Annotated in this window: 19 protein-coding genes and 1 tRNA gene; 15 read left to right on the top strand and 5 right to left on the bottom strand. The window is 64.9% G+C overall.

The genetic code is table 11. The features are described 5' to 3' along the window. Nucleotides 1-449: 449 nt before the first annotated feature. From ACWNZ3_RS07645 to ACWNZ3_RS07630, 4 genes are all read right to left on the bottom strand, one after another. Nucleotides 450-1,994 carry an acetolactate synthase large subunit gene (locus ACWNZ3_RS07645; RefSeq protein ID WP_496901888.1) on the bottom strand — a complete coding sequence of 515 codons (1,545 nt, stop codon included), beginning with the start codon at nt 1,992-1,994 and terminating at the stop codon, nt 450-452. A gap of 11 nt (nt 1,995-2,005) precedes the next feature. Continuing rightward, nucleotides 2,006-3,580, bottom strand: a complete 1,575-nt coding sequence (locus ACWNZ3_RS07640; RefSeq protein WP_496901730.1) for a class I adenylate-forming enzyme family protein — start codon at nt 3,578-3,580, stop codon at nt 2,006-2,008. Between the two features lie 5 nt (nt 3,581-3,585). Further along, nucleotides 3,586-5,577: a TRAP transporter permease gene (locus tag ACWNZ3_RS07635; RefSeq protein ID WP_496901729.1), complete on the bottom strand. Its 1,992-nt coding sequence runs from the start codon at nt 5,575-5,577 to the stop codon at nt 3,586-3,588. An 82-nt stretch (nt 5,578-5,659) separates the two neighbouring features. Beyond that, a complete protein-coding gene (locus ACWNZ3_RS07630; protein ID WP_269364460.1) occupies nt 5,660-6,796 on the bottom strand; it encodes a TAXI family TRAP transporter solute-binding subunit in 1,137 nt (378 codons plus the stop codon). Nucleotides 6,797-7,052: 256 nt separating this feature from the next. Here ACWNZ3_RS07630 and selA point away from each other — a divergent pair, with 256 nt between their 5' ends. From selA to ACWNZ3_RS07605, 5 genes are all read left to right on the top strand, one after another. After that, nucleotides 7,053-8,444: an L-seryl-tRNA(Sec) selenium transferase gene (gene selA, locus ACWNZ3_RS07625; RefSeq protein WP_496901728.1), complete on the top strand. Its 1,392-nt coding sequence runs from the start codon at nt 7,053-7,055 to the stop codon at nt 8,442-8,444. Further along, entirely contained in the window at nt 8,444-10,354 is a 1,911-nt protein-coding gene (gene selB / locus ACWNZ3_RS07620; RefSeq protein ID WP_496901727.1) for a selenocysteine-specific translation elongation factor, read from the top strand. The genes selA and selB overlap by 1 nt, the downstream gene beginning before the upstream one ends. A gap of 89 nt (nt 10,355-10,443) precedes the next feature. Beyond that, nucleotides 10,444-10,538: transfer RNA gene (locus ACWNZ3_RS07615), tRNA-Sec, on the top strand. 56 nt (nt 10,539-10,594) lie between these two features. Then, nucleotides 10,595-12,199 carry a peroxiredoxin family protein gene (locus tag ACWNZ3_RS07610; protein ID WP_496901726.1) on the top strand — a complete coding sequence of 535 codons (1,605 nt, stop codon included), beginning with the start codon at nt 10,595-10,597 and terminating at the stop codon, nt 12,197-12,199. Between the two features lie 23 nt (nt 12,200-12,222). Further along, nucleotides 12,223-12,744, top strand: a complete 522-nt coding sequence (locus ACWNZ3_RS07605) for a UGSC family (seleno)protein (protein WP_496901725.1) — start codon at nt 12,223-12,225, stop codon at nt 12,742-12,744. 169 nt (nt 12,745-12,913) lie between these two features. On the opposite strand, the gene ACWNZ3_RS07600 is transcribed toward ACWNZ3_RS07605, so the two are convergent. Further along, the gene (locus ACWNZ3_RS07600) at nt 12,914-13,684 is read right to left on the bottom strand and encodes an SDR family oxidoreductase (RefSeq protein WP_496901724.1); all 771 of its coding nucleotides are present in this window, start codon (nt 13,682-13,684) and stop codon (nt 12,914-12,916) included. Between the two features lie 112 nt (nt 13,685-13,796). On the opposite strand from ACWNZ3_RS07600, the gene ACWNZ3_RS07595 reads away from it, so the two are divergent. The 10 genes from ACWNZ3_RS07595 (at nt 13,797) to ACWNZ3_RS07550 (ending at nt 23,393) form a co-directional block, all read left to right on the top strand. Beyond that, entirely contained in the window at nt 13,797-14,717 is a 921-nt protein-coding gene (locus ACWNZ3_RS07595) for an SMP-30/gluconolactonase/LRE family protein (protein ID WP_496901723.1), read from the top strand. Nucleotides 14,718-15,041: 324 nt separating this feature from the next. Further along, nucleotides 15,042-16,409, top strand: coding sequence for a DNA repair protein RadA (gene radA / locus ACWNZ3_RS07590; RefSeq protein ID WP_496901722.1), 1,368 nt, complete (start codon nt 15,042-15,044; stop codon nt 16,407-16,409). 26 nt (nt 16,410-16,435) lie between these two features. Continuing rightward, nucleotides 16,436-16,990, top strand: coding sequence for a CvpA family protein (locus tag ACWNZ3_RS07585; RefSeq protein WP_274575362.1), 555 nt, complete (start codon nt 16,436-16,438; stop codon nt 16,988-16,990). A gap of 67 nt (nt 16,991-17,057) precedes the next feature. Further along, the gene (locus tag ACWNZ3_RS07580; RefSeq protein WP_496901721.1) at nt 17,058-18,170 is read left to right on the top strand and encodes a sensor histidine kinase; all 1,113 of its coding nucleotides are present in this window, start codon (nt 17,058-17,060) and stop codon (nt 18,168-18,170) included. Nucleotides 18,171-18,846: 676 nt separating this feature from the next. After that, entirely contained in the window at nt 18,847-20,331 is a 1,485-nt protein-coding gene (gene purF / locus ACWNZ3_RS07575; RefSeq protein ID WP_269364481.1) for an amidophosphoribosyltransferase, read from the top strand. A 43-nt stretch (nt 20,332-20,374) separates the two neighbouring features. Next, nucleotides 20,375-20,797, top strand: a complete 423-nt coding sequence (locus tag ACWNZ3_RS07570) for a hypothetical protein (RefSeq protein WP_274575366.1) — start codon at nt 20,375-20,377, stop codon at nt 20,795-20,797. A 126-nt stretch (nt 20,798-20,923) separates the two neighbouring features. Further along, the gene (locus ACWNZ3_RS07565) at nt 20,924-21,190 is read left to right on the top strand and encodes a pilus assembly protein PilZ (protein ID WP_269364477.1); all 267 of its coding nucleotides are present in this window, start codon (nt 20,924-20,926) and stop codon (nt 21,188-21,190) included. Between the two features lie 48 nt (nt 21,191-21,238). Then, nucleotides 21,239-21,874, top strand: a complete 636-nt coding sequence (locus ACWNZ3_RS07560) for an SDR family NAD(P)-dependent oxidoreductase (RefSeq protein ID WP_269367137.1) — start codon at nt 21,239-21,241, stop codon at nt 21,872-21,874. A gap of 80 nt (nt 21,875-21,954) precedes the next feature. After that, on the top strand, nt 21,955-22,740 hold the full coding sequence (surE, locus tag ACWNZ3_RS07555) for a 5'/3'-nucleotidase SurE (protein ID WP_269366979.1): 786 nt from the start codon (nt 21,955-21,957) through the stop codon (nt 22,738-22,740). A 32-nt stretch (nt 22,741-22,772) separates the two neighbouring features. Then, nucleotides 22,773-23,393 (top strand): protein-L-isoaspartate(D-aspartate) O-methyltransferase, encoded by a 621-nt coding sequence (locus ACWNZ3_RS07550; RefSeq protein ID WP_240312946.1) that lies wholly within the window; start codon nt 22,773-22,775, stop codon nt 23,391-23,393. Nucleotides 23,394-23,399 lie beyond the last annotated feature (6 nt).

The raw sequence follows: 23,399 nt of genomic DNA, 5'->3' as shown, positions 1-23,399 counted from the left end.
GTTCGGTTCTTTGAATACAGCGCTCAACGGCAGGTTCGCGCCCGAGCCCGAGGGCGGCCCTCCATTTGGCGAGGCATTTTCACTTTTTGATACTTCGCAGCATTTTGCTAGGTCGGAGTTTCGCACCCGCCGTTTTGCCGGAGGCAAAGCTGCGGTTTGACGGGGGCCGGGTCGGGTGCGAACCGGATCGCAAGCGATCCGGGGGCAGTGGAAAATGGTGCGCATTTCGTTTCCGCCATACTCGCGCATGCTGCGCCGTCTGGAATCGGCACGCCTATGGCGTGACGGGAGGGCGATTTTGTGCCCTCTGCCAAATCACGACCGGAAATCACGACCGGATTGAGTGTTTAGGCTCTGGACCGCACATTGGTCCAGAACGCCCCCCAGGTCGGGCGCTCCCCGGCCTGCACCTCAGGTCAAACGCGGCCCGTTGAGGGCGGAAATCCCGGTCAGAGCACCACTTCGATCAGGCTGGGGCCCTTGCGGGTCAGCCCGTCTTGCAAGGCGGCTTCCAGGTCTTCACATGTGGTCACCCGGACCGCATCCACCCCCATGGAGTGCGACATCTGCACCCAATCCAGCGCCGGGCGGTCGAGGCTGAGCATGTCGATTGCGCGGGGTCCGGGGTTGCCGACGCCCACATTGGTCAGCTCGCCCCGCAGGATCTTGTAGCTGCGGTTGGCAAAGACCAGCGTCGTGATGTCCAGGTTTTCCCGCGCCATGGTCCAGAGCGCCTGCACCGTGTACATCGCCGAGCCGTCCCCGGTCAGCGCCATCACCCGGCGGTCCGGACAGGCAATCGCCGCGCCGATGGCGGCGGGCAGGCAATAGCCGATGGAGCCGCCACAGTTGTTCAGCCAGGTATGGCGCGCCGTCCCCATGGTCGCGGGGGAAAACGCCCGGCCCGTTGTCACGGATTCGTCCACCACGATGCCATCCTGCGGGATTGCCCGGGCGATGCAGGCCGCCAGCTTCTCCAGATCAATGGTGCCGCTGGGCGCATCGGGCAGATCATGCCGGGCCACATGGGCGGGGGGCGTGTCGGACGCCGCCAGTACCGTGCAGAGGCCAGTCAGCGCCGCGCCCAGATCCGCGCCTGCGTCGGCCAAAGTCACGATCTCGGCCCCCTCGCGGGTCAGGATCGCGGGCTTGCCGGGATAGGCGAAAAAGCCGATGGGTGCGCGCGCCCCGATCAGGACGATCCGCTTGAAGGGCTCCAGCACCTTCAGCGCCATGTCGATGGGATATGGCACGCGGCCAACGGCCACCCGCCCTGCCCCGCGTTCCAGCCGCGCGTTGGACCATTCCGACAACAGCTTGCAGCCGGTTTTCGCAGCAATCCGTCCGGCGGTTTCAAGGTTCTCTTCGGTCAGCGCCGTGCCGCCCAGCAGCAGCAGGGTTTCCGGCCCGTCCAATGCGGCAGAGGCCTGCGCCAGCTTGCTTTCGTCAAAGGGCGCCGGTGCGGGGGCCTCCAGCGCCGCCGCCGGGCTGCCGCCCGCATCCCAGGCGGTGTCGCTGGGCAGGATCAGGGTCGCGATCTGCCCCGGTGCTGTCATGGCGGCCTGCACCGCTTCTGCGGCATCCCGGCCCACGGACGCGGCAGAACCCGATGTGCGCACCCAATGCGAGACCGGGCGCGCGATGCCTTCGATATCGGCGGTCAGCGGTGCATCCAGCGCAATATGGCCGGAGGCATGTTCGCCAACGATGTTCACCACGCCGGAACCGGCCTTTTTCGCGTTGTGCAGGTTGGAGACCCCGTTGGCCAGCCCCGGCCCCAGGTGCAGCAGCGTCGAGGCGGGTTTGCGCGCCATGCGGTAATAGCCGTCAGCGGCCCCGGTGGCGACGGCCTCCTGCAGGGCCAGAATGGAACGCATGCCCGGAATATGGTCCAATGCCGCGACAAAATGCATCTCGGAGGTGCCGGGATTGGTGAAACAGACCTCCACCCCGTTGGCCAGCAGGCTGTGCACCAGGCTCTCGGCGCCGTTCATGTGATCGTCTTTCACGTGTTTTCCTTTTCTGCAGCCCAATAGGGGGCCCGCAAGTCCTTCTTCAGTATTTTCCCGATGGTGCTGCGCGGCAAGGCATCTCGCAGCTCGACCGCCGACAGGCGCTGGCTTTTGCCCAGTTTGGCATTGGCCCGCGCCAAGATCTCTTCGGCCCCGCGCGATGCCCCCTCGCGCCGCACCACAAGGCCCAGCGGGGTTTCTCCCCAGGCCTCGGACGGCACGCCGATCACGGCGGCATCGGTCACATCCGGGTCATCCAGCAGCACCAGCTCCAGATCATTGGCATAGATGTTCAGCCCGCCCGAGATGATCATGTCCTTCTTGCGGTCCGACAGGGTGAGAAAGCCGTCTTCGTCCAGATGGCCCATATCGCCGGAGCGAAAGTACACTTGGCCCTGGGCGTCACGCCAGATGTAATCCGCCGTCAGGTCATCGCGGCCAAAATAGCCTGCCATCATGGTGGGGCCACGTCCGCAGATTTCGCCGACCTGCCCCGGCGGCACCTCGTTCCCCTGCCCGTCGATCAGGCGGATTTCATTGCCTGGCGCGGCTTTGCCCACGGTATGCAGCTTGTCGGGGTGCTCATCCGCGACCAGAACGGTGACGCCGCCGCCTTCGGTCAGCCCGTAGTATTCGATCAGCTTGCCGGGAAAGCGCGCCAGCACATCGCGTTTGACATCCGCGCGCAGCGGTGCGGAGGTCGAGAATTTCATCCGCATGGAGGACAGATCGAAACTGTCGAAATCGGGCACATCCATGATGCGTTTGTATTGCACAGGCACCAGCATGGTATGGGTGATCTGTTCGCGCTGCACGATTTCCAGATAGCGGCGCGCATCGAATTTCGGCATCAGGTACGCGGTCGATCCGCCGAACAGGGTCGGGACAAAGGCCACGATGGTGGTGTTGGAATATAGCGGCGTGGACAGCAGCGTGCGGGCCTCCGCGTCATAGCCGTTTGGCGTGACCCGGTCCATCTGGGCGGCGCGCATCAGGTGGTCGTGTACGATGCCCTTGGGGGTGCCGGTGGTGCCCGAGGAATAGATCAGGTTGAAGGGGTCCTTCATGTGGATGGGCACCATCGGATCAGAGGTCCCGGCCCCCGCCAATGCGGCCTCATAGCCGTCATAGCCCGCCGCCGCGAAATCCAGCGCGAAGCGGTGAAGTTCCATGCCGCCCAGAAACCCGTCCAGCAGGTCGCGATAGGCCTCGGCGACAAAGATCGCCTTTGCCCCGCAATCCGCGATCATTTTCTGCAGCGCTTCGGGCGAGGCCATGGAGGAGAGCGGCGTGACGCATCCCCCCGCCCGCAGGATACCCATGAAAAGCGTGGCATAGGGGATCGAATTGGGCGACAGGATCGCCACGTTGTCCCCCTTTTGCAGCCCCCGCCCCAGCAGCAGATTGGCCACCCGGTTGATCCCGGTATCAAAGGCGCCCCAGGTCAGTTTCTCATCGCCACAGACCAGCGCCATCCGGTCGGGATGGACGGCGGCATTGGCGCGGAGACGCGCGACGATGGTTTCGGTGGGGGGCGTGTCGCCAACAGGTGGGTTGATGGGTATCATGACGGTCAGGCTGTTGTTGGTTCGGTCTGTCTTGCGCGCCATGCCAGCAGGATCGGCAGGGCACAAAGGGCGGCGCCGACGATGAACGACAGGCTGTAGCCCCAGTCCAGCAGTTCGGTGTGCGGTGCAGCAATCAGGACACCGCCAAAGAACAGCAGGACCCGCAGCGGCAGTTCGAACTTGCCGCGCATCGGGCCGATCAGGCTGATGTAGCCCTGGAGTGCCGAGGCGATCATCGCGACGCCGATCAGCGCACAGCTCAGTGCGACCGTGACCTCCCATGCCGGGGCCTGGCCGATCAGCGCAGGGTTCAGCACAAAGAAGAAGGGCGCGATATAGATCACCCCACCGAGGCGCATCGCCTCGAACCCGGTGGCGATGGGGTTGGACCCGGCCATGGTGGAGGCCGCGAAGGCGCCCAGCGCCACGGGCGGCGTGATATAGCTGACCATGCCCCAGTAGAGGATGAAGAGGTGCACCGCGAGCTGGTTCAGCCCGCCCGCCTCAAGCGCGGGGGCCAGCACCACCGCCAGAAAGATGTAGCAGGCGGTCACCGTCATCCCCATGCCGAAGATAAAGGCGGTCAGCGCCCCCATCAGCAGCAGGACAAGCGTGTTGTCCCCGGCCAGGAAGACCAGTTCATTGACCAGCGTGCCCGCCAGCCCGGTGGCCGAGAAGGAGCCGACAATCAGGCCGACACCCAGCAGGATGGCGGTCAGCTCTGTCAGCCCCATGCCGACGCCCACGATCATGTTGCCCAGCCGCTGCCCGTTCAGGCGGAAGCGGGCGCGGAACTGGTTCACGATCAGCAACAGGACAGTGGCATAAAAGGGCGCGGAGGATTCCTTGCGCAGCCCGATCATCATGTAGAGCAGCAGCGCGAAGACAAAGATATAGGGCCAGCCCTCGATCATCACTTCCTTGAGCCGCGGCAGATCCGGCTTGGGCAGGCCACGCAGACCGCGCCGGGCCGAATAGGCGTCGATCTGGGCAAAAAGGCTCCAGTAATACAGGATGCTGGGAATGGCGGCGGCCAGCGCAATCTCCACATAGGGGCGCGACAGGAAGGACGCCATGACAAAGGCCGTGGCCCCCATGATCGGCGGCATCAGCACCCCGCCGGTGGAGGCGCAGGCCTCTGTCGCGGCGGCGGTCTTGGCGGAAAAGCCGGTCTTGCGCATCGCCGGGATCGACACGGCACCCGTGGTCAGCACGTTCGAGATGACAGAGCCCGACATGGACCCCATGAAACCGCTGGCAAAGATGGAGACCTTGGCGGCACCGCCCCGGTAGCCGCCGACTAGCCCAAGCGCCAGATCGTTGAAGAACTGCCCGCCGCCGGTGCGTTGCAGCACCGCCCCGAACAGGATGAAGCCGATGACCACGCCGCCGAAGGCCTTCATCGGAATGCCGAAAGAGCTTTCGGCGGAATAGATGTGATAGGGCACGGTCTGCATGAAGGTGCTCTGGAAGCCCGAGAACGGGTCCGGCACATGCCCGGCAAAGGTGGGGTAAAAGGCAAAGAGCGTCACGATCAGGAACAGGATCAACCCGCCCGCGCGGCGCGTCGCCTCAAGGATCAGAAAGAAGAAGACAACCGAGACATATTGCGCCGTCTCGGGGGCGGCATATTCCCAGCCCTGCGACAGGTTCGCCTGTGCGGTCTGGGTCAGATACCAGGTAGAGGCAAGCGAAGCCGCGAAAAACGCCCAGTCCAGCAGGGAGGGCCTGCCGCCCTTGCCACCGCGCATCTGGAAAATCAGGAATGTCAGGGCCAGGAAAATCCCGCCCAAAAGATACAGATAGCGCCCCTCGATCAGCACCAGCCCGAAAAGCTGCGTGTTGAACAGCTGGTTGACCACCAGCACCAGCGACAAAAGCGTGCCGGTGATGACGACCCAGCGGGCGAGCCCGGTGATGCGCTCTGCCGGGGTCTCCCCGTCGATTGCGACTTCTTCGACCGCTTTTGTGGCGGTGTTCTTGTTCTGCTCGGTCATCGGCTGGCTCACGAATTGGGGGAGTGCGCAGGGCAAACCGGCCGGCGAAAACGCCGGCGGGTTCAGTTACATGTCGCGAGGATCAGAAGACGACTTCGAAACCGCCATCTGCCAGCGCCTTGCGGCGGGCTTCGGCCCAGGCTGCTTCCCAGTCAGAGGGGTTGGCGGCCTTGGTTTCTTCCCAGGCTTTTGCCAGGGCAGCCTGACGGGCAATCAGCTTGTCGTTATGCGCCTGTGCCGCATCGGTCCAGACACCCGCTTCGGTGTAATAGCGGATTGCACCCTCGTGGTAGGGTACCACCCACTCCATGTCCTGCTTGTCCATGGCCCAGCCGCCGATGCCCGGTGCCTTGCCGTCATACTGCGGAAAGAGTTCGACCATCGCCTTGGTCATGTTGTAGACGAGATCCGCATCGGTGGCCTCGATCGCCGTCAGAACCGGATAGGCATAGCCCGCCCCCTGATAGCCGTCGGTGCCGTCGATGGTGGCCCCGACCATGGCCTTGTTCGGCGTAAAGAAGGGCGCGATGGCCGTCATCCGGGCCAGACCTTCGGCATTGTCGGGGTCAATCGGCGGCCAGAACAGCCCGCGCGGCCCCGCTTCGGCCTCATAGGCCTTGCCGGAGTTGGTGGAGGCGAAGGCCGCATCGACCTGGTTTTCGATCAGCCCGGTCCAGCTGGCGCCGAAACCGCCGAAATCGACCCGCTCCACGTCATCCCACGTCAGACCGCCATAGGCGAGATAGGCTTCGGTGTTCACGTTCAGCGCGGGCGCGCCGACGATATAGGCCACGCGCTTGCCCTTGAGGTCGGAAAATTCCTTGATGCCAAGGTCGTTTGCCACGCCGACAGCGAGGTTGATCGCGCCGCCGTTGTTGGCCATCAGCACGCGAATGGGCTGCGGGCCCCAGTTCTCCGCACCGAAGTCAAACACGCCCTCCTGCGCCATGAAGCTGCCGCCAACGCCGGTGGCAGAGAATTCCACCCGGCCCTGCCGCAGCGGCTCTGTCCGCGACACGTCGTTCTTGCCCGGCAACACGCGCAGGTTCACCCCCGCCGCATCCTGAAGCGCTGCCCCGATGGCAACGGCCTGGTTGTAACCGGCCGAACCGGTGTCATAGGCCGTCCAGCTCATTTGCTTGGGCAGATCAAAATCCTGCGCGGTCGCCATGGTGGCCGTCAGGCCCAGCGCCGCGATCGTCGTCTTGATGTAGTACATAGATTCCTCCCCGGAATGTCGTAACGCCCCCACAGCAGAAAGCGTTCTGAACTTGATTTGGTCTTGTCTCTCCCTCGTGCGAAATTCAATTCCGCCATACGGAACAAGATATGAAGCATGGCTTTCGGGAGTCAACACCACATCGCAGCGTCCGGAGCACATCACGGGGCCCGGCGGACGCCTGTTTCTGTCGCACCTCGACCCGCCGCCGCCCCTGGCCTATGCAGGGCATGTCACCAGTTTTGAAGGGCCCGATATGACCGCAAACCTGAAAGACCTGCCCCAGATCGAGGCACTGCTGTCGCAGCCGAGCATTGCTGCGCTGTCGCAGGGCTTCAGCCGTGCCGAAACGCGCGCCGCGTTACGTAACGTCATTGCCGATCTGCGGGCTGCCCTGCTGAGCACGGATCCGCCCGCCGCCCTGCCCGATTTTGCCGGGGCCGGTTTTGCTGCCTCGGTGGCGCAGCGGATCGCGGCAACGCGCGCGCCATCGCTGCGCCCGGTGATCAATGCGACCGGAATCATCATCCACACCAACCTGGGCCGCGCCCGGCTGGCGCCCCGGGCCATTGCGGCGCTGGCGGCGGCCGGAGCGGATGCGAGCAACCTTGAACTCGACCTCGAAACCGGCAAGCGCGGCTCGCGCCATGCCCATGTGGAGCGGCTGATCCGGGAGCTGACCGGCGCAGAGGCTGCCGTGGTGGTCAACAATTGCGCCGCCGCCGTCCTGCTGAGCCTGATGGCCACCGCAGGCGGGCGCAATGTGGTGGCCTCGCGCGGGGAGTTGATCGAGATCGGCGGGTCCTTCCGCCTGCCCGACGTGATCGCGCAAAGCGGTGCGCAGCTGCGCGAGGTCGGCACGACCAACAAGACGCGGGTGGCGGATTACGCCAATGCCATCGACGACAACACCGCCGTGCTGCTCAAGAGCCATACCAGCAATTTCAGGATCGTGGGCTTTACCGCAGAACCCGAAAGGCAGGCGCTTGCCCGACTGGCCAGGGAGCGCCGGGTGATCCTGATGGAAGACCTTGGCAGCGGCGTGCTGGTTGACCTCACCCCCTTCGGGCTGAGCGACGAGCCGGTGGTGGCCGATGTGCTGAAGGCCGGTGTCGATCTGGTCATGTTCTCGGGCGACAAGCTGCTGGGGGGGCCCCAGGCCGGTATCATTGCCGGGCGGCAGGACATCGTGGCAGAGCTGAAGGCGCATCCGCTGATGCGCGCGCTGCGCATCGACAAACTGTCGCTTGCCGCACTTGAGGCGACATTGCGTCTGTACCGTGCGCCCCATGATCCGTTGCAGGAGGTGCCGGTGCTGCGGATGCTGTCGGCGCCGCAGGAGACGGTCGCCGCCCGTGCCGCCGCCCTGGCGGAAAGGCTGGCCGCCGTCGGCATCACCGATATCGGGACAGAGGCCACCTCGGCCCGCGTCGGCGGCGGCACGCTGCCCGAGCAGGACCTGCCCAGCGTGGCCCTGTCCCTGCGTCTGGAGGGTTTCACCGCAGAGGCGCTGAGTGCGGCGCTGCGCCGGGGCAGGCCGCCGGTGATCGGACGGATTGCGCAGGACCGGCTTTTGCTGGACCTGCGCAGCGTTGAGGACGATGAACTGCCCCTGATCGCGGATGCCTTTGCCGCGATCCTGCGCTGATGGCGGCCCTGTGCCTTGTGGTGATCGGCCATGTGGACCATGGCAAGACCGCTCTGGTGCAGCGGCTGACCGGGATCGACACCGACCGGCTGGCCGAGGAGAAAGCCCGCGGCCTGTCCATCGTGGCAGGCTATGCCCATCGCACCTATGCCTGCGGCACGGTCGATTTTGTCGATGCGCCGGGCCACAGCGATTTCGTGCAGGCGATGATTTCGGCGGCAGCGGGCGCGCGGGCCGCCCTGGTGGTGATTTCCGCCGTCGATGGCATTGCGGCCCAGACCCGCGAACACCTTGAGATTGCGGGCCTGCTTGGCCTTGCCGATGCCGTCATCGCGGTGACCAAATGCGATCTGCTGCCCCCCGGCACATTGGACGCGAGGCTGGACGCCATCCGCAACGGGCTTGCCGGGACCGCCTTTGCCGAGGCGCCGATGCTCCCCTGTTCCGCGGTGACCGGCATCGGGGTGGAGGCGCTGCAGGGGGCGATCGAAGCCCTGGCGCGGCGGGTGCCCACCGGGCCCCTGCCGGCCGATCCCTATCTGCCGGTTGACCGGGCCTTTTCGCTGCCCGGCCGCGGCACCGTCGTCACGGGAACGCTGCTGGGCGGCGCATTGACGCCCGGGGCGGCATTGCTGCTGCAACCGGGTGCCCTGCCGGTGACCATCCGGGGGCTGCACAGCCGGGACCAGGCGCAGGAGGAAATCACGGCGGGCGGGCGCACGGCGGCAAACCTGCGCGGGGTTGCGGTTGAGGATGTGCCGCGCGGTGCGGTCCTCTGTGATGCGGCGGCGGGTCCTGCATCGACCTGCATGGATGTGCAGCTGACACTGCTGGAAGCGGCGGGGCTGAAACATATGCAGGAGGTGCGGGTGCATGTCGGCACCGCGCATGCGGTGGCGCAGATCCGGCTTTTTGGTGCGGGCCGGCTGGCGGCGGGCGCGCAGGGCTTTGCCCAGTTGCGGTTCCGGCATCCGGTCATGGCCCGTGCCGGGCAACATGCCATCCTGCGCCGCCTGTCCCCGCCCCTGACCCTGGGGGGCGCGGTTGTGCTGGACCCGCAGGCGGCCCCGGCGCGGGCCGGAGACGGGGTGCGTCAGCAGGTGCTCCGCGCCGCCCTGGCGGGTGATGTGACGGCGCTCGCCCTTGCCCTGATTGCCGCCCATGGCGGCGCCGCGGACCTGCAGGAGGTGGCAAGGCTCGCGCGGAAAGATGCCACGAATCTGCGCGCGGCGCTTGGCCCCGGGGTGGTTGAGTTTGCCCCGGGCAGGATCACCTCAGCCGATGCCATCGCCGATTGCCGCAGGGCGATGCTGGACGCCATTGCCGCGCATCACGCCCGCTATCCGGCAAGACCGGCTGTGCCGCTGTCAGCGCTCAGCCCCCGCACCCGCGCGCCTGACCTGCTGCGCCATGTCCGGCAGGGGCTGATCGGTGATGGCACCTGCCGCCAGTCGGATCGCGGCCTGGCCCTGGCGCAGCACGATCCGATGGCAGCGCTGACGCCTGCGCAGCTGGACCGGCTGGCCCGGATCGGGCAGGCCTTCCGCAATGGCGGGCTGACGCCGCCCGCCTTGTCGCAGGTTCTGAACGGATCGGAGGATCAGGATCTGCTGGATTTGCTGGTTGCGCGCGATGAGCTGGCCGCCCTGCCCAATGTGGCACTGAAACAGACCGTGGTGTTGCACGGCGAGACCCTGCGCGCGGCGGCAATGGCCCTGCGCACGGCCTTCCCGCCGCCTGCCCCCTTCACCACCGGCGAAGCCCGCGCGGCACTTGCGACAACCCGGCGTATCATCGTGCCCCTGCTGGAGCATTTCGATACCCTCGGCGTCACCATCCGCGCGGATGACCGGCGCCGGATGGCGGAAGACCTTGCCCGGTTGCGCGACCTCGGCCCCGGCGCGGATTGAGGGGATGGCGCACCGGGGGTTTCACACCCCCGGACCCCCGTGGTATATTTGGGGAACAATGAAACTGACGCTCAGGGTCAGGGCCATACGGAGGTGACAGGAGTCTGGTGGCTTCCCTGGTCTTCAAAACCATGGACGCGTCGCAATGGCGTGTGGTGGGTTCGATTCCCATCCACCTCCGCCACTGGACATCGCCGCAGGATAGGCCACATTGAGCCCCGACCAGAGGGAGGGGCCGGGATGCCGAACGAGACAGCAGAGTTTTCACCACCCGGCTTTTCGCTGGCGGACCTGGCAGGGGAAAGCCACAGCTTTCCGACCGGGCGCCGCGCCCTTGTCTGTTTCGTCAAGGAAGACTGCGAAACCTGCAATACGGCAGGCCCGGTGCTGGAGGCCTTTTACCGCGCCCATCGGTCGGCTCTGGATGTCCTGCTGGTGTCCCAGTCGGGCGATGACAGCACGGTTTTCGCCCGGCGCCATGGGCTGAGCATGCCGGTCCTGGATGACCGCGCCTGCAAGACGGCCTTTGACTGGGACATCGAAAGCGTCCCTTCGGTGTTCCTTTGCGATGCCGGGGGCAGCAGCACGACCCGTTTCGAAGGTTTCGTGCGCAGCGACTGGGAGGCGCTGGCCGCCGAACTGGCGGCACGGACCGGCACGCCGGTCGCTGAGGTCGACTGGCAGGGCCTGCCCGCCTGGCGGCCCGGATGCGGTTCCAAACACCTGGACCCCGAGATGTTCGACAAGCTGCGCGCCGAGGCGGAGGGCAGCCCGATCCGTGCGCGGCGCATCGAGATCGCCAGCGGCGATGATGTGGCGGAGTTCATGTTCGACCAGGGGTTCTCTGACGGGTTGCCGCTGGTGCCGCCCACGCCCGAAAGGGTGATGCGGATGCTGGCAGGCACCCACCGCGACGCGCAGGAGGTGGTGGCCATCGTGCCGCCCAACATGGGCGAGGCCACGGTGGAGAAGATCGCGATCAACGCGGTGATGGCCGGGTGCAAACCGGAGTATCTGCCCGTGGTCATCGCGGGGGTCGAGGCGGTCTGCACCGATGCCTTCAACATCCACGGTGTCACCGCGACCACCATGGGTGCGGCCCCGGTGATGGTCGTCAACGGCCCGATCCGGGAAAAGATCGGCATGAACATGAAGCTCGGCGCGCTGGGGGCGGGCAACCGCGCCAATGCCACCATCGGGCGCGCGCTGCGGCTGGTGGTGCGCAATGTCGGGGGTGCCTCGACCGGCGGCGTCGAACGCTCCACCCTGGGCAATCCGATGAAATTCACCATGTGTTTCGCGGAATGGGAAGAACGCGCGCCCTGGGAGCCGCTGCATGTGGAACGCGGGTTCGACCGGGAGGATTCGGTGGTGACCGTCTTTGCCATGACCGGCGGGCCGGTTCATATCGTGGACCAGACCTCGCGCAGCCCGGAGCAGATCGCCGGGTCACTGGGCATGGGGCTGGAAGGGGTATTCCTGCCCAAGATGCACAATCTGCCCATCGATGCGCTGCTGGTGATCTGCCCGGAACATATCGACACGCTGATGCGGGACGGCCCATGGGACAAGGGCCGCCTGCGCGACCGGATACAACAGGTCACGTCGCGGCCCCTGCGGGACATGCTGGCCGATGACCGCTCCGGTGCCGGGATCCTGCCCGCTGCCGCCGCCGGGATGACGCCGGAGATGCTTGACCGTCCGGCCCCGAAATTTGCCGGTAAAGAGTACATTCATATCGTGGTGGCCGGATCGGATGCGGGCAAATTCTCTTCCGCGTTCCACGGCTGGGCCACGGGGGAGGTCGGCTCCATCTCGGTTTCCAGAAAGATTGATCTGGGTTAGGCTACGGACAGAGGAGAACGCCTATGACGACAATTCTCGACCCCACGGACGAACGCACCCCGGTAGAGCGGCAGGTGGCGGAACGTCCGGACAGCCTGTCGGGGGTGATCGGCCTGCTGGACATCAGCAAGCCGCGCGGCAACGTGTTTCTGGATGCGCTCGAAGGTCTGCTGGCGGAAAAGGCCCCTGGCATCGCCACGCGGCGCTATACCAAGCCCACCTTTGCCAAACCCTGCCCCGATGCGCTGCGCCATGAGATCCGCGACGCATGCGACTTTCTGATCGAGGCTCTGGCCGACTGAGGTTCCTGTACGACGTGCAGTATGCACGACAACGTCTGGTTTGAAATCCAGGGAATCCCGGCAGTCGCCGTCGCATCGAGCGAATTCGGACAGGCCGCAGAATCGCAGCGCCGCGCATTGGGCATGAATGACGCGCGTTACGTGCTGGTGCCGCATCCGATCCAGGATGCGAATGACGAAGAAATGCGCGCCAAGGCGGCAGCGGCGGCGGATCAGATCATCGCCGCGCTCACCGCGGGCTGAAACGCGTCGCGCAGCCCTTCGTCGTGGAAGGGCTGCGCGACGGTTCATTGAGCTGACTTTGAAGATTGGGCTTTTGCGCAGGGTGCGGAACAGGCCCGAAAGGGCGCGGCGCGACATGAGGCGCAGGCCGGGCGGGAGCACGTGGACTCGGCTCCGCAGCAACGCGCCGTTACAGCTTCATCCCGCCCATTTCCGCAACACCGGTAAAGCTGCGGTTCCATGTGGGGCTGATCAGCACCTCGTTGATGCAGACATGGGGCGGGGCTTCGGCGATGTAGCGGACCATCGCGCCAATGTCCTCGGCCTGAAGCATCCGGGCCATGTCTTCCTCTGACGGCGGTTTGGGGCGTTGCTGCATGATCGGTGTTGCCACTTCTCCGGGCATCAGGGCGGTGCAGCGGATGCCGTTCACGCCCTCGTCCTGGTTGATCGAATGGCTCAGCGCCACAACCGCGTGTTTTGACGCGGTATAGGCAGGCCCCGTCAGGCGCGACGGATGCCGCCCCGCCCAGGAGGAGGTCAGGATCAGCGTGCCCGCCCCCCGGGCGCGCATCTGCGGCAGGACGGCGAGGACACCGTTCATGACGCCGTTCAGGTTGATGTCCACCACCCTGGCGAAATCGGCGGCGGTGATGGCGTTCACCGCGCGGTTGGGCACGTTGATGCCTGCATTGGCCATGAAGATGTCGATCCGCCCGCGCCGGGCCATCACATCATCGCAGATCTTTTGCGTTGCATCGGCGTCAACCACATCCAGGCTCTGCGCCTCCGCTGCGCCGCCCGCCTGGGTGATCGCCGCCGCGACGCGGTCAAGCTCTGCCTGCCGCCGCCCGGAGAGCACGACATGGGCACCGCTGGCCGCCAAAGCCCTGGCCGCCGCCTCCCCGATGCCGCCACCGGCACCTGTGACCCAGGCGGTCTTTCCTGTCAGTGTCCCCATGGTTTCCTCCCTCATGCGATGTTCGGGCCAAGACAGCCACAGAAGTCCGCCCATGTCCATTGCGCTGGCAGGACCCGCATGCTGTTCTGGGCCGAGCCAACGGGAGGATGAGATGGATGTGAAGCTGACCAGGGTTTGCGAGGGGCTCGACTTTCCCGAAGGGCCGATCGCCATGGATGACGGATCAATTATCCTGGTGGAGATACGCGGTCAGCGCCTGACCCGTGTTCTGCCGGATGGGCGCAAGGTGGTCATTGCCGAGCTGGGCGGTGGCCACAATGGTGCGGCGGTGGGGCCGGACGGGATGATCTATGTCTGCAACAATGGCGGTTTCATATGGACCGAGGGCGATGAGATCACCCGCCCCATCGGCACGCCGGATACTTATGTCAGCGGCTCGATCCAGCGGGTCGACCCGGCAACCGGCGCGTTCGAGACGCTGTATGACGCCTGCGACGGCCAGCCCCTGCGCGGCCCCAATGACATCGTCTTTGACAGGGAGGGCGGCTTCTATTTCACCGATCTGGGCAAAACCACTCCCGAGTATGTGCATCACGGGGCCTTTTACTACGCCCTGCCGGATGGCAGCCGGATCACGCGGGTCCATGCACCGATGATCACGCCCAACGGCATTGGGCTCTCGCCGGATGACAAGACCGTGCATGTGGCCGAAACCCGCACCGGACGGGTCTGGAGCTATGATCTGCTGGCACCCGGCAAGATCGCGCCGCATCCCTACACCATGCCGGGCAGGTTGCTCACCACCCTGCCCGATTACCAGTTGCTGGACAGTCTTGCGGTGCAGGCAAACGGGGCGATATGTGTCGCCACCCTGATGCGCGGGGGCATCAGCATCGTGCCGGTGGACGGCGGGCCGGTGCGCTATGTTGCCGGACCGGGTGATCCCTATGTCACCAACATCTGCTTTGGCGGGCCCGACATGTGCGATGCATGGATCACGGCGTCAGGCACCGGCTGCCTTTACCACGCGCGCTGGCCCGAACCGGGCCTGCGGCTGAACTTCAACGCCTAGGTCGGGTGCCTTTGGTCACGTGGCGACACGCAACCGGAGTTTTCAAAAACTCCGGACCGTTTTCTTCAAAGAAAACGAACACTCCCCCGCTTCCGGCTGTGGTCACCCGCCGGAGTTTTCAAAAACTCCGGACCGATTTTTTCAAAAAAATCGCCACCCAGAGGCCAAAGACCGTGCGGTGAACGGAACGCGCTCTTCATCTACGGCTGGCACGACATCCGAACCAGCGCCCTCTGCGCTTCTGCGCCGCATGGCACCGGAAGCCGGAGGGCAGGTCTGCCGGTTTTCCTTTGACCTCTCTTCCGGCCGCGGGCACAAGGCTGCATGGCAAAACCAAGCAAGACCTTCTCCTGCACGGCCTGCGGCGCGACCTACAACAAATGGTCGGGGCGCTGCGATAGCTGCGGCGACTGGAATACCATTCAGGAGGACCGCGGCATTTCCGCAGGCCCGCCCAGCAAATCGCTGGGTGCGCGGCGCGGGTCCGCGATGACGTTGACCGATCTGAGCACCGAAGAGGCCCCGCCGCCGCGCAGTGAAAGCATGATCGCCGAGCTTGACCGGGTGCTGGGGGGCGGCCTGGTCGCGGCCTCGGCCATTCTGGTGGGCGGCGATCCGGGCATCGGCAAATCGACGCTGCTGTTACAGGCGGCGGCGCAATTCGCACGCAACGGGCTGAAAACCATCTACGTCAGCGGCGAAGAGGCCAGCGCACAGGTCCGCATGCGCGCCCAGCGGCTGGGCCTGTCGGATGCCCCGGTGAAACTGGCGGCCGAGACCAACCTGCGCGACATCCTGACCACGCTGGATCAGGAACGCCCGCAGCTGGCGATCATTGATTCCATTCAGACCATGTGGGCCGACAACGTCGAAAGCGCCCCCGGCTCGGTCAGCCAGGTGCGCGCCGCATCTCATGAGCTGACGGCTTTTGCCAAGCGGACCGGCACCTCCGTCATCCTGGTGGGCCATGTCACCAAGGATGGCCAGATCGCGGGGCCGCGCGTGGTCGAACATATGGTCGACACAGTGCTTTATTTCGAGGGCGAGCGCGGCCATCAGTTCCGCATCCTGCGTAGCGTAAAGAACCGCTTTGGGCCCGCGGATGAGATCGGTGTGTTCGAAATGACCGGCCAGGGGCTGGCCGAGGTCACCAACCCCTCTGCCCTGTTCCTGTCCGAACGCGGCGAACCTTCTGCCGGATCGGTCGTCTTTGCGGGCATCGAAGGCACGCGGCCCGTGCTGGTCGAGTTCCAGGCGCTGGTCGCCCCCTCGCCCCACAGCCAGGCCCGCCGCACGGTGGTGGGCTGGGATTCGGGGCGGCTGGCGATGATTCTCGCCGTGCTTGAGGCGCGCTGCGGCATCCCCTTTGCCGGGCTTGACGTCTATTTGAACGTCGCGGGCGGCATGAAAGTGACCGAGCCTGCCGCCGATCTCGCGGTTGCCGCCGCCCTGCTGAGTGCGCGCGAAGACGTCGCCCTGCCTGCAGAAACCGTGGTTTTCGGCGAAATAAGCCTCTCTGGTGCGCTGCGGCCCGCCAGCCAGACTGAAAACAGGTTGAAAGAAGCGCAAAAACTTGGTTTTACCTCCGCAATCGCGCCCGCAGGGGGCAAGGCGGTGGGGACAACGGGCATCACGATCAATCAACTGAGCGATCTGACCGGTTTTGTCGGTGAAATTTTCGGCGCTGGCTAGCGCCCTGGAACGAAGGCAGGCAGCAGATGGACGGGTTTACCATTATTGATGGCGTGGTCGCGCTGGTCATCGTGCTTTCCGCGCTTCTGGCCTATGGCCGCGGGCTGGTGCGCGAGCTGATGGCGATCGTCGGCTGGATTGCCGCCGCCGTGCTGGCCTATCTCTTTGCCCCGCAGGTCGAACCGCTGGTGCGCGAACTGCCTGTGGTGGGCGAATTCCTGGCCGACAGCTGCGAATTGTCCATCATCGGGGCCTTTGCCATCGTCTTTGCCGTGGCGCTGATCGTGGTTTCGCTGTTCACGCCGCTGTTTTCCTCGCTGGTGCAGCGCTCGGTCCTGGGCGGCCTGGACCAGGGTCTTGGCTTTGTCTTTGGGGTCGCGCGGGGCATCATCCTGGTGGCAATTGCCTTTTTCGTCTATCAGACGGTCATCCCGGACCAGCAGTTCACCATGGTCGATGAAAGCCGGTCGGCCACCGTTTTCGCGCGGTTCACAGGGCAGATCGAACAACAGAACCCCGAGGATGCGCTGGGCTGGATCACCACGCGCTACGAGGAACTGGTCGGCAGCTGCGGCGCCTGATCCCTGCCGGGACTTAACATTCTGTTATCCAAGTAACTGTAGGTTGCCTCCGTAAGGGAGCAGCCACATGTCCGATGCGGAGCAATTCACCTATCTGGATCATATCGCCACCCCCGTCTTTGTGCTGGAGGTGGTTGCAGGCGGCCTGCCTGTCTATTGCGCCTTCAACGCCTGCGCCCGTGCGATCAGCGGGCGGCCGCTTTCGGATTACCTGGGGCGCACGGCCGCAGAAGTCTATGACACCGCATACGGGCGCAGCGCATTGTCGCGCCATTGCCAGGTTGCCCGCAGCGGCAAACCCCTGACCTACGAATTGCAATTGCCGCTGGCCGGGGCGGTCCGCCAGGTGCGCACCACGCTCTCGCCGGAAACGGATGCGGAAGGCCGGGTATTCAGGCTTTACGGCACATCACTTGACATCACGGAGGAATGCCGTGCGCGGGAGGCAAGGCTATCCTTTCATACCGCCGCATCCGAGATGGAACAATTCGTGGCGATGGCAGCCCATGATCTGCGCGCGCCGATGCGCAATGTGACCATGCTGGCCGAGGTGCTCAAGGACGGTTTCGTCGACCATGGCGATGGCAAGCTGGACATGATCAACATGATGGACGGCATTGCCGACAAGACCATGAAGCTAATCGACGACATCCTGATGCACACCCATCTGATCGAGGCGCAGGAGGCCGAAACGCTTTTCGACCTCACCGAACTGACCCGGCTGATCTGCGATATTCTGGATCCCGAAGAGCGGCACCGCGTCAATGTCACCCCCGCAATGCTGCTGACCGACAAGACGGTGATGCAGATCGCCCTGCGCAATCTGATCGAGAATGCGGTGAAACATGCGGGCAGATTGCAGATGCTGATGGATCTCACGATCGAGCAATTGCCCGACGACAAGATCGCCGTGACGCTGGAGGACAATGGCAAGGGGTTCAGCGCGGCTGCGCTGGAACTGATGAACGGTGGCGGTTTCCGGGTCGACAGCGGGTATGGGCTGTTCGGGGTCAGGCGCATGATCCGGGTCCGTGGCGGCATGATCACCGCTGGCAATTCCCCCACAACAGGCGGTGCGACAATCCGGTTCACCCTGCCGGGGCGGATCGCGGCCATGGGGGCGCAGGCGATCCCCCCGCAACTGCCCCCGCATCCATCGCCGCAACAGCAGCCGGTCTAGTGTGGAACGTCGCGCAGCTTTGGCACAATGGGGCCTGAACCTAGCATTTCTGCCCCAAAGGGTGCATTGGGCGCGGTGTGGGGCAAGGTCCGCTATCCGGACTTTGCTGCCGTTGATCACTGGCAACCAAAGCCCGGAGTCAAGGTGCGCAGCACCGCCGGGCAGCGCCCGACCGCCCCATGGGCGGGCGCTTTCTCACCGTATTGCGGTTCATCATCCCCACGCCAAAGATTAGAAATAAAGTGGCACCCACGGACGTTCCGCTGCCCACCCGCGGTCAGGCGCTGCCCTGTGTGGTTAAGTCTCTCCGGACTCTTTCCGGTCCTTCGTTTCGACCTACGCATAGATCCGGTTTCCAATTTTCGGTCAGCTTATGACGTGAAGGCCAAAGCCTTCTAACGTTCATCACCCGGACAGCCATATCGCCAAAATGATGCACCTGGGTCACAAACCTGACGATCAGGTCGTTTTCGTGTGATGTTCATCATCAAGGCCCAATGGGGCCTGAGCCTGAACCGCTTTGCCGCCAAATATATCCGATCCACGTCACATGATCGAAACAAACCGCATGCTACTGCGGGCTGCGGGGTGACACTGCGCCCCAAGAGCCCTACATAGGCGGCACATCCACCCGGATTCGGAGCTGCTCCCCGTGACCAATCCCACCACCAAAATCATGCCACCTGCCCATCCTTTCGATACGTCGTACCTGCGCGATGGCGATGACGAAGACAAACTGAAGGAGGAATGCGGCATCTTCGGCGTGGTCGGCGTGGCTGACGCCTCCAATTTCGTCGCTCTGGGGCTGCATGCCCTGCAACACCGCGGCCAGGAAGCAGGCGGTATCGTCTCCTACCAGCCGGAAGCCGGGTTTCAATCGGCGCGGCGGTTTGGCTATGTGCGCGACAATTTCACCAGCCAGGCCGTGATGGAAACCCTGCCGGGCGAACTGGCCATCGGCCATGTGCGCTATTCCACCACCGGATCGAAAGGGCAGACCGCGATTCGCGACGTGCAGCCCTTCTTTGGCGAATTTGCCATGGGCGGGGCGGCGATTGCCCACAACGGCAACATCACAAATGCCAATGCCCTGCGCCGCGAGCTGATCGAGCGCGGCTCGATCTTTCAGTCCTCCTCTGACAGCGAATGCATCATCCATCTGATGGCGCGGTCCCTGCAGCGCAACATCCCCGAACGGATGGAAGACGCCCTGCGCCGGGTCGAAGGTGCGTTTTCCATCGTGGCCATGACCCGGACCAAGCTGATCGGCGTGCGCGACCCGCTGGGGGTGCGCCCGCTGGTGCTGGGCCGCGTCGGCGACGGCTGGGCGCTCAGCTCGGAAACCTGTGCGCTGGACATCATCGGCGCGGATTTCGTCCGCGAGATCGAGCCCGGCGAGATGGTCGTGATCACCGCCAACGGCGTGGAAAGCCATTTCCCCTTCCGCCGCCAGCCCTCCCGCTTCTGCATCTTCGAACATGTCTATTTCAGCCGCCCCGACAGCATCCTGGGCGGCCGCAGCGTCTATGAAACCCGCGAGGCGATCGGCCGCGAACTGGCCAAGGAAAGCCCGGTGGAGGCCGATCTGGTCTGCCCGGTGCCCGACAGTGGCACACCCGCCGCCATCGGCTACAGCCTCGAATCCGGCATTCCCTATGCCATGGGGATCATCCGCAACCAGTACATGGGCCGCACCTTCATCGAACCGACAGAGCAGATCCGCAACATGGGTGTGCGTCTGAAGCTGAACGTGAACCGCGCCCTGATCAAGGGCAAGCGCGTGATCCTGGTGGATGACAGCGTGGTGCGCGGCACCACCAGCCGCAAGATCAAGGAAATGATCCTGGATGCCGGCGCTGCCGAGGTGCATTTCCGCATCGCCAGCCCGCCCACGGCCTGGCCCTGTTTCTATGGCGTCGACACGCCGCAGCGTGAAAAACTGCTGGCCGCGACCATGTCCGAAGACGAGATGTGCGAACATCTGGCGGTGGATTCCCTGCGCTTCATCTCGCTTGACGGTCTGTACCGGGCCGTGGGCGAGGCGGAGGGGCGCAATGCCAAATGCCCGCAGTATTGCGATGCCTGTTTTTCGGGGGAATACCCGGTGACCCCCGCGGACAAGGTCAAGGAAGGGTTCAAGATGAAGACGGCGGCAGAGTAACCTGCTGCCGTTTTCTGTCATGAGGTCCTGCCATGATGGCGGGATGGACCACGCCCCTGCCCCGCTTTTGCATCTGATGACCTCCTGGTCGGAACCCGCGCGCGATGCGCTTTGGGCCTGCCGGAGCCTGTTTCATGACACGGCAGAGCAGGCGGAAATCGGGCCGCTGGACGAAAGCCTGAAATGGGGCCAGCCCGCATGGCGGCCCCGCGCGCCCCGCACCGGCAGCACCCTGCGCATGGGCTGGTCGGCAGGCCAGCCGCAGCAGCTGATGCTCTTTGTCGATTGCAAGACCGATCTGGCCGCCAGGATGCGCGACATCTACCCCGATGTCGGGGAAAACGACGGGCGGCGGCGGATTGCCCTGGATCTGGAGGGCCCGCTGCCCGAACAGGCCATCGCCCATCTGGCGCAAATGACCTTCTGCTACCATCTGTCGCGCCGTCTCACCCGCACCGTCGGCTGAAGCCCGCGCAGCGCTCGGCAGGGCTTGGCTGATCGGACCGCGCCCCCTTCTCCTTGTCCTGCAGCCTTGTTAGCTGACCGTTCACCTAAGAATCGGCAACACGCGCAAGGCGCGAAGAGGCGTTAAATGAGCGACACGGAACCGCAACAACCCACCCCCCGCAATGTGGCCGACCTGGCCACCTCGGCGGCCCGTCTGGACCGTACAGCCCTGATCGGCATTTTCGGCAGCGAGGCCGCGCCCGGTGCGCTGGTCCGCACACGCAATGGCCGGATCGCCCGTGTGGGCATCGGCGACAAGGTCGCAGGCGGCACTGTTGCCGCGATCGGAGGGGACCAGCTGGTGCTGAACGTGGGCGGCCGGGCGAAGGCCCTCAAACTGCCCAGAGGCTAGGCCCTGGCAACTATTGACGGCGCGACCGTGGCAAGGCACATGGCAAACATGACAAAAACCGCATTGATCACCGGCGCATCGCGCGGCCTGGGTGCCGCGCTGGCAGAGGCGCTTTGCCCCACCCATCACATCATCGCCGTGGGCCGCACCACCGGCGCGCTGGAAGAACTGGATGACCGCATTCAGGCCCGGGGCGGCGCTGCGACCCTGGCCCCGATGGACGTCACCACGGCCGAGGCCATGGCGGTGCTCTGCCGGGGCATTCACGACCGCTGGGGCAAGCTGGACCTGTGGCTGCACTGCGCCATCCACGCCGCCCCCCTTGCCCCCGCCGATCACGTCGATGCAAAGGACATGGAGAAATCCCTTGTCTGCAATGTCACCGCCACCGCCCGGCTGATCACCTTTGTAGCCCCCCTGCTGGGAACATCCGGTCAGGCGGTGTTTTTCGACGATCCGCGCGCGGGCGAAAAGTTCTTTGGTGCCTATGGCGCCTCCAAGGCGGCGCAGATCGCGCTGGCCCGGTCCTGGGCGGCGGAAACGGAAAAGAACGGGCCAAAGGTGCATATCCTGACCCCGGAACCGATGCCCACCGCCACCCGCGCAAGGTTCTTTCCGGGCGAGGACCGCCACAAGCTGGCCGATCCGCAGGCCCAGGCTGCTGCGGTAATCGCGCAACTCTAGGCACCCATCCTTTTTCAATCGGCCTGACCCGTCCTTGCCGCCCGCGCGGCCCTCGCCTATCAAGGGCAAAAGGGCTTTCCATGCGCATTCTCATTACAAACGACGACGGCATCGCCGCACCCGGCCTCAAGGTGCTGGCCCGTATCGCCGCAGAACTGGCCGGAGCAGACGGCGAAGTCTGGACCGTGGCACCGGCATTCGAGCAATCAGGCGTCGGCCATTGCATCAACTACGTCAAACCCACGATGATCAGCGAACTGGGCCCGCGCCGCTATGCCGCCGAAGGCTCGCCCGCCGATTGCGTGTTGATCGGCGTTCATGACGTGATGAAGACCGCCCTGCCCGACCTGGTGCTGTCAGGTGTGAACCGGGGCAACAACTCGGCCGAGAACACGCTCTATTCCGGCACCATCGGCGGTGCGATGGAAGCGGCATTGCAGGGCTTTCCCGCCATTGCGCTGTCGCAGTACTTTGGCCCTGCGAACCGTGATCTGGACGACCCTTTCGAGGCGGCAGCGGCCCATGGCGCAGAGGTGATCCGGCGCATTCTTGCGGTCAGCCCGGAGGATCAGGGCGATTACCGGCTGTTCCACAATGTGAATTTCCCGCCGGTTCCGGCCAGTGCTGTCAAGGGGACGCGTCTGGCCCCGCAGGGCCGCCGCCCCGGCGTGGTCTTTGCGACCGAACCGCATCTGGCCCCCTCGGGCCGCCGGTTTTCCTGGATCAAGGGGGGCAACCAGCAGGTCATGACCGCCCCCGGTTCCGATGCGGCGGTGAACCTTGAGGGATATGTATCGGTCACGCCGATGCGGGCCGACCTGACGGCGCATGACATGATGGACAGATTCGCGGGCATCAACACGTGACCGATGAGGAACTGACAGAAGCCGAACGCAAGATGCAGTTCCTTTATGCCCTCCGCTCCAAGGGGGTGACGGATACCCGCGTGCTGAACGCGATGGAAACCGTCGATCGCGGACCCTTCATCAAGGGGCTGTTTGCGCAACGCGCCTATGAGGACATGCCGCTGCCTATCGCTTGCGGCCAGACCATCAGCCAGCCCTCCGTGGTGGGGCTGATGACCCAGGCGCTTGAGGTCTCGCCCCGCGACAAGGTGCTGGAGATCGGCACCGGATCGGGCTACCAGGCGGCAATCCTGAGCAAGCTGGCGCGCCGGGTCTACACCATCGACCGGCACCGCCGACTGGTCCACGAGGCGCGGGTGATCTTTGAGCAGATGGACCTCAACAACATCACCGCGATCACGGCGGACGGCAGCTTCGGGCTGACCGAACAGGCCCCCTTTGACCGCATCATCGTGACCGCCGCCGCCGAAGACCCGCCCAGCCCGCTGCTGGCGCAGCTCAAGGTCGGGGGCATCATGGTGCTGCCGGTGGGCCAGTCGGACACCGTGCAGCACCTGATCCGTGTGCGGAAAACCGCTCAGGGCCTTGAATATGACGAAATGAGGGCTGTTCGCTTCGTTCCGTTGCTCGAAGGGTTGGGCAAGGACACATAATTGCGC

It is taken from the genome of Sulfitobacter sp. IGS-18 (genome assembly GCF_059628195.1).
The sequence above is the reverse complement of the archived record's forward strand: the minus strand, read 5'-3'. Positions and strand labels throughout refer to the sequence as shown.

Coding starts and splice junctions, on each gene's coding strand:
- ACWNZ3_RS07640 (WP_496901730.1), bottom strand. CDS start 3,580: ATGATACCCATCAACCCACCTGTTGGCGACACGCCCCCCACCGAAACC.
- ACWNZ3_RS07645 (WP_496901888.1), bottom strand. CDS start 1,994: ATGAACGGCGCCGAGAGCCTGGTGCACAGCCTGCTGGCCAACGGGGTG.
- ACWNZ3_RS07570 (WP_274575366.1), top strand. CDS start 20,375: ATGGACCACGCCCCTGCCCCGCTTTTGCATCTGATGACCTCCTGGTCG.
- ACWNZ3_RS07585 (WP_274575362.1), top strand. CDS start 16,436: ATGGACGGGTTTACCATTATTGATGGCGTGGTCGCGCTGGTCATCGTG.
- ACWNZ3_RS07560 (WP_269367137.1), top strand. CDS start 21,239: ATGACAAAAACCGCATTGATCACCGGCGCATCGCGCGGCCTGGGTGCC.
- ACWNZ3_RS07635 (WP_496901729.1), bottom strand. CDS start 5,577: ATGACCGAGCAGAACAAGAACACCGCCACAAAAGCGGTCGAAGAAGTC.
- ACWNZ3_RS07580 (WP_496901721.1), top strand. CDS start 17,058: ATGTCCGATGCGGAGCAATTCACCTATCTGGATCATATCGCCACCCCC.
- ACWNZ3_RS07630 (WP_269364460.1), bottom strand. CDS start 6,796: ATGTACTACATCAAGACGACGATCGCGGCGCTGGGCCTGACGGCCACC.
- selB (WP_496901727.1), top strand. CDS start 8,444: ATGGCGGCCCTGTGCCTTGTGGTGATCGGCCATGTGGACCATGGCAAG.
- selA (WP_496901728.1), top strand. CDS start 7,053: ATGACCGCAAACCTGAAAGACCTGCCCCAGATCGAGGCACTGCTGTCG.
- ACWNZ3_RS07595 (WP_496901723.1), top strand. CDS start 13,797: ATGGATGTGAAGCTGACCAGGGTTTGCGAGGGGCTCGACTTTCCCGAA.
- surE (WP_269366979.1), top strand. CDS start 21,955: ATGCGCATTCTCATTACAAACGACGACGGCATCGCCGCACCCGGCCTC.
- purF (WP_269364481.1), top strand. CDS start 18,847: ATGCCACCTGCCCATCCTTTCGATACGTCGTACCTGCGCGATGGCGAT.
- ACWNZ3_RS07550 (WP_240312946.1), top strand. CDS start 22,773: ATGCAGTTCCTTTATGCCCTCCGCTCCAAGGGGGTGACGGATACCCGC.
- ACWNZ3_RS07610 (WP_496901726.1), top strand. CDS start 10,595: ATGCCGAACGAGACAGCAGAGTTTTCACCACCCGGCTTTTCGCTGGCG.
- ACWNZ3_RS07600 (WP_496901724.1), bottom strand. CDS start 13,684: ATGGGGACACTGACAGGAAAGACCGCCTGGGTCACAGGTGCCGGTGGC.
- radA (WP_496901722.1), top strand. CDS start 15,042: ATGGCAAAACCAAGCAAGACCTTCTCCTGCACGGCCTGCGGCGCGACC.
- ACWNZ3_RS07565 (WP_269364477.1), top strand. CDS start 20,924: ATGAGCGACACGGAACCGCAACAACCCACCCCCCGCAATGTGGCCGAC.